Annotated in this window: 6 protein-coding genes; 3 read left to right on the top strand and 3 right to left on the bottom strand. The window is 46.3% G+C overall.

All coding sequences use genetic code 11. From position 1 onward, the window contains the following. Window positions 1-303: 303 nt before the first annotated feature. Together QUA97_RS15260 and QUA97_RS15255 are read right to left on the bottom strand one after the other, a co-directional pair. On the bottom strand, window positions 304-684 hold the full coding sequence (locus QUA97_RS15260) for a rhodanese-like domain-containing protein (RefSeq protein ID WP_228050390.1): 381 nt from the start codon (window positions 682-684) through the stop codon (window positions 304-306). Window positions 685-1,374: 690 nt separating this feature from the next. Further along, window positions 1,375-1,983: a hypothetical protein gene (locus QUA97_RS15255; protein ID WP_194071089.1), complete on the bottom strand. Its 609-nt coding sequence runs from the start codon at window positions 1,981-1,983 to the stop codon at window positions 1,375-1,377. Window positions 1,984-2,177: 194 nt separating this feature from the next. On the opposite strand from QUA97_RS15255, the gene rpsD reads away from it, so the two are divergent. Beyond that, window positions 2,178-2,786 carry a 30S ribosomal protein S4 gene (rpsD, locus tag QUA97_RS15250; RefSeq protein ID WP_194071088.1) on the top strand — a complete coding sequence of 203 codons (609 nt, stop codon included), beginning with the start codon at window positions 2,178-2,180 and terminating at the stop codon, window positions 2,784-2,786. 818 nt (window positions 2,787-3,604) lie between these two features. Here rpsD and QUA97_RS15245 read toward each other — a convergent pair. Continuing rightward, window positions 3,605-4,009, bottom strand: coding sequence for an STAS domain-containing protein (locus tag QUA97_RS15245; RefSeq protein ID WP_194071087.1), 405 nt, complete (start codon window positions 4,007-4,009; stop codon window positions 3,605-3,607). A gap of 210 nt (window positions 4,010-4,219) precedes the next feature. On the opposite strand from QUA97_RS15245, the gene QUA97_RS15240 reads away from it, so the two are divergent. Continuing rightward, window positions 4,220-4,423 carry a hypothetical protein gene (locus tag QUA97_RS15240; protein ID WP_333195140.1) on the top strand — a complete coding sequence of 68 codons (204 nt, stop codon included), beginning with the start codon at window positions 4,220-4,222 and terminating at the stop codon, window positions 4,421-4,423. 95 nt (window positions 4,424-4,518) lie between these two features. Next, the coding region (locus QUA97_RS15235; RefSeq protein ID WP_442922530.1) for a cobalt-precorrin-5B (C(1))-methyltransferase at window positions 4,519-4,845 on the top strand (327 nt) is incomplete at its 3' end.

Genomic DNA, 4,845 nt, shown 5'->3' with positions numbered 1-4,845 from the left:
CACGCAGCAATCAAATTAAATCCACAAAAATCCCAAAAAGCTTGAGGGAAATCATCTTTTTTAAAGTAGTTTACTTTTTAATGTTTTAGCAATATAGCAATCCTCAACCAATTTAACTGGTGGCGTTGCTGATTGACTCCATGAATCAAGTTATGCGTCAAGACTCAAAAATGCTTTATAGTCTGTCTTTGGAGCGAGCGTGAAAAATGTTAATTCATACTCAACTTCAGCAACGCCAACGCCCAGATTGTGTCCGCCCCAACGCAATCATACAATAGGTTCGTAGTTGGAGCGGGCATCAGATTAATAACGCGGCACGGTGCGATCGACTACCATTGAGTAAGCATCGATGCCGCCAAGGATATTTTTAACGTTGGTAAATCCTCGATCGGTCAACCACTGGCACATTTGAGCCGATCGCACTCCGTGGTGACACAGCACGAGGGTTTCTGTGTCGCGATCGAGTCTAGTGTCAATTTCACTAGACCATTCGGCAAACTCGCTCAGCGGAAAAACTACAAATCCCGGCAGGGCCGCGAGTTCAATTTCGTGAGGTTCCCGAACGTCCACAAGCTGCAATTTCTCAGCGTCGGTCGTTTTTTCTGCTAAGTAGCAACCTAATTCTTCGACGGTAATTTGAGCAAAATTTTGTGACATTTGATTATCAAAAAAGTCAGTAGTCATTAGTTATTGGTTATTGGTTATTAGTTATTGGTTATTGGTTATTGGTTATTGGTTATTGGTTATTGGTTATTGGTTATTGGTTATTAGTTATTGGTGATTGGTGATTGGTGATTGGTTATTAGTTATTGGTTACTTGCTACGAATTCCCAATCCCTCCGCTTCGCTCCGCCCAATTCTCAATTTCCAATAACAACTAACAGCTAACAACTAACAACTAACAGCTAACAACTAACAACTAACAACTAACAGCCAACAGCCAACAGCCAACAACTAACAGCCAACAGCCAACAACTAACAGCTAACAGCTAACAGCTAACAGCTAACAGCTAACAGCCAACAGTTAACAGCTAACAGTTAACAGTTAACAGTTAACTCTTCGGACAGTTTCATGGCTTACATACAAAAGCTAGAAACCAGGTTTCTACTATTTTTGCGATTGGGAGCGGCAAATATAGGAATAAACGGGGTTTCTGAGGTTGTAAGTGCGCTTGCAGATTGTGATGAGGACGATCGCACTCGGGAGCATCTCACTTTTGCGAAAAAGCAATTTCTTTACAGTGCGAGCGTCCCCCCTCGCGAGTGTTGAATAGATCGTGAGCCGGGACGCTCGCACGATCAAAATCAAAACTGAGATGCTCCCTCGCACTCACTACAATTAGCAATTACCAATTACCATTTCCCAAGAAATAATTAATTGAGCCGCGAAGGCGGTGGCATTAGCTCGACGGGAGGAGTAGGTGCAGGACGCCCGTCCAACTGGCTCACTTTTTCCCTCGGATCGAGACAAGTTGCCAGCAACCTGTCAGTGGGAAAGTCGAGCCTGCCGCTCAACCCGACGACGCATTCAGCAAACTGTTCTGGTAATAAACTGCGGCGGCACCCTTCAAGCACTAACAGGGGAGCTGCAGGTTGAGTTTTTGTTTTGGTGTGAATATTCACTACGCAAGTAGTCAATTCGTCTGGCCGCCTCACCTGCCGACAGGTAGAGAGGGCTTCGACACCAGAAATATTTGTTTTGCGGTTGATTTGGAGGGCGCATCTAGATATGTCGCGGGGGTGGAGCGCGTCGGCACAAGCTGCAGCAGCTGCCTCGGCCCCTACTCCGGCTTCGATTAATTCTTTAGCGCAGACGCGATAGGAATTTTGAGTTCGGGGAAATCTCAGAGTGATGGCTGATGCTGGGGAGATTGGCAGTGCTACTGCCAACAAACTCAGGGCGACTAGGGGAGTGCCGAGTGCTAACATCCAGCGCGGTGCTGGCTTTGGGGCAGAAGTTAGGGAAAAATTGCGCTTTTGCATGGCTGATCGAGTTGTGAGTTTTTGGGCTGATTGGGGCGATCGAGCGATCGGCTTTTCCTTCAGAATTTACCGCACATTACGGTTCGCTGCGGTCGATCGATTTTTTTATTGATATTTGTGAGAATTTTGAGCGTTATAAACATATAATATAGAGTCTGCATAAAATTGCATACAGAGATTAGAGAGGAAAATAAATGTCTCGATATCGAGGCCCCCGATTAAGAATCGTTCGTCGCCTGAAAGAGTTGCCCGGTTTAACCCGCAAAACGCCCAGACGCGATTATCCGCCAGGGCAGCACGGTCAAAACCGCAAAAAGCTCTCTGAGTATGCGGTTCGTTTGCAAGAAAAGCAAAAACTCCGTTTCAATTACGGTGTGACGGAACGCCAATTGCTCCGTTACGTCCGCAAAGCCCGCCGTGCCACGGGCTCCACAGGTCAAGTGTTACTGCAATTTTTGGAAATGCGCTTGGACAATACTGTGTTTCGGATGGGAATGGCTCCAACCATTCCGTCCGCTAGACAATTGGTAAATCACGGTCACATCACTGTTAACGATCGTGAAGTCAATATCGCCAGCTATCAGTGCAAGCCTGGTGAAGTGATTGCAGTGAAAAATAGAGAGCGATCGCGCACGATGGTGGAAACCAATCTCAAAGATCCAGGCTTGGCTCACTTGCCCAGTCACTTGGAATTTGATAAGCAAAAACTGGTCGGCAAAGTCAACGGCGTTGTCGAACGCGAGTGGATTGCTCTTCAGATTAATGAACTGCTAGTGGTTGAATACTACTCGCGTCAAGCTTAATTTATTAGTCATTAGTGCGAGCGTCCTCGCTCGCAAACCTTATTAGTCATCAGTTAGTTGCTAGCAAAGAATTAAAAATTGGGTACGCACTCTGTGATTAGTTAATTGCTACTGAATAACTAGGGCTCAGGACTGAAGACTGATTTTTTAGACACAGCTATGCTGAAGGCTGAAAAAAGCTTTTTGACGGTCAACAATTAACTGTTAACTATTAACACTTAATTGTTGGCCGTTAAATTATATCCCGATTGTTCGATGTTCGGGCTTTAGCTTGTAATGAAGGAAAATTTAATAATTTAAACATCTGCCACACTCGTCTCTATACCATTTCTCAAAAAGGTGAGGTACAGGTTGAGATTTGAGATTTGAGATTCTTCGGCTTCGCGAGCGTACAAGTTTTAGACTGGGGAATTGAGGGATTCAGGGATATATCGATCAATATAGCGGTTCTCAAAAAAGTGAGGATAGCCCGGTTTGGCCGGTTTGGCCGGTTTGGCCTATGCCGGATAGTACCTCATATGAGAGCACAGAAAGGCTATACCTCATCTTTATGAGAACTGCTATATACCTCTTGCAAAAATTACAAATTATCTGAAATTATCTGCGTCGAACCGTGTTGCATCTGCTTTTTATCTGCGGTTTATGTATCGATTCCGTGACTTGTGCAATGCCAGTCTTTTCTCCCAAAGTCCCCGGCTCAAGAGATGCAGAGCCTCCGGATCTGCATTACCAGGCAGAGCCTGGTAAAGAGCAAAAATATTAATTTGCCGATTTAAAAACCTAGGTTTTAGGGCTTAACAAGGCAGCGATTGCAGCATTTAGCCCGCCAAAAATTGCTCGAATTCCCGATCGAATAAATCGCCCCAAGGGCCAAAACAAATTTCGCGCGAACTCATCCACTCAGCTCTCAAATCTCTAGAGCTAGCTAAATCCATAGCATGAAAGACGATCGACTTGCCGAGTATAGCGGCTAACTCCAATCCTCGGGCGAGGGCGGCAATTCCCTCTGGCGCGACAGCATCCACTTGCTGCAGATCCACGACAACTCTCAGGGTGGCCGTTTCCAAAGCTTGCTCCAAATTAATTTGGAAATCTAGGACAGAGATGCCGCCGAGACAGCCCTTGAGTTGCAAAATAATGGTGTTGCATGGGGTGGTTCGGTGAGCTAGTTGAGAGGTTGAATCCGAAACAAATGGAGGCGTGAGGTTAGTAGCGGTCTTCATATTTCTTCCCCCTGCGAGACCGCAACCATAACTCTACTCAATACGGGGTAAATGGGGGGAAAAAGGATGCAAGGTGTGTGGAAGATAGCTATAACCATCTGGTTTTAAAAATTTGTTTACAGTATTTGTACTTAATTCCTGGAATTTGTTTGTTACTCTTGGACGCGCTGGCGATTTGGCCCGCGAGGGATAGCTTCGCCGCGCCTGCGGGTGTTTTGTGAACATCTGCGGGCCAGTAAGGCTTCGGAGTCGGTGGTGGGCGATTCTGGAAGGGGGGTAGTTATCCTACTCTTCACCGAACCCCTGCGGAGAACGGGAACGGGCGATCGAACGATCGCCCGTTCTTCTCAAAAAGTGTTGCTCGCTTCAAGGCAACTGGTAGGACACAATTATTACTTGACAAAAATTACCTGAACTGCATCTCGTAGTAAACTCTAAAAATAAGCTTAAATGTTTGAGGGCGATCGCTGCTAGTAGGTGATGTCGATCGCCGGCAAATTTACGGATCTATGCACTCCATCGTGACACAAACTCAACCTTTATCCGGGTATACACTGCCAGTATTTGCCTGTGCAGCAGCACTTGCAGCTTTGCGGTGCTTGCGTGGAGGTATTCAGTATGTAGATACTGTATCAGTAGATTTACTGGAACCGCAAGTAACTGCAGAAATTCCGATCGAACAAGCATCTGTACTCAAAACTGATACTGCTCTAGGCGTGACTCGCTCCGAGCCGGGAGACAACCTCGATTTGACTCGCAATACCCCCGTTTGGGCAATGGTGGAATTGCACAGAGGGGAGAGGGAGAATGGGGGAGAGAGGGGGAGAGGGGGAGAG

The sequence above is a fragment of the Microcoleus sp. CZ3-B2 genome (genome assembly GCF_036705055.1).
Taxonomy (GTDB): Bacteria; Cyanobacteriota; Cyanobacteriia; order Cyanobacteriales; family Microcoleaceae; genus Microcoleus.
This window is presented reverse-complemented; position numbering and strand designations above follow the sequence as displayed.

Excerpts from the sequence above, each read along its gene's own strand:
- QUA97_RS15260 (WP_228050390.1), bottom strand. The coding sequence starts at position 684 with ATGACTACTGACTTTTTTGATAATCAAATGTCACAAAATTTTGCTCAA.
- QUA97_RS15255 (WP_194071089.1), bottom strand. The coding sequence starts at position 1,983 with ATGCAAAAGCGCAATTTTTCCCTAACTTCTGCCCCAAAGCCAGCACCG.
- rpsD (WP_194071088.1), top strand. The coding sequence starts at position 2,178 with ATGTCTCGATATCGAGGCCCCCGATTAAGAATCGTTCGTCGCCTGAAA.
- QUA97_RS15245 (WP_194071087.1), bottom strand. The coding sequence starts at position 4,009 with ATGAAGACCGCTACTAACCTCACGCCTCCATTTGTTTCGGATTCAACC.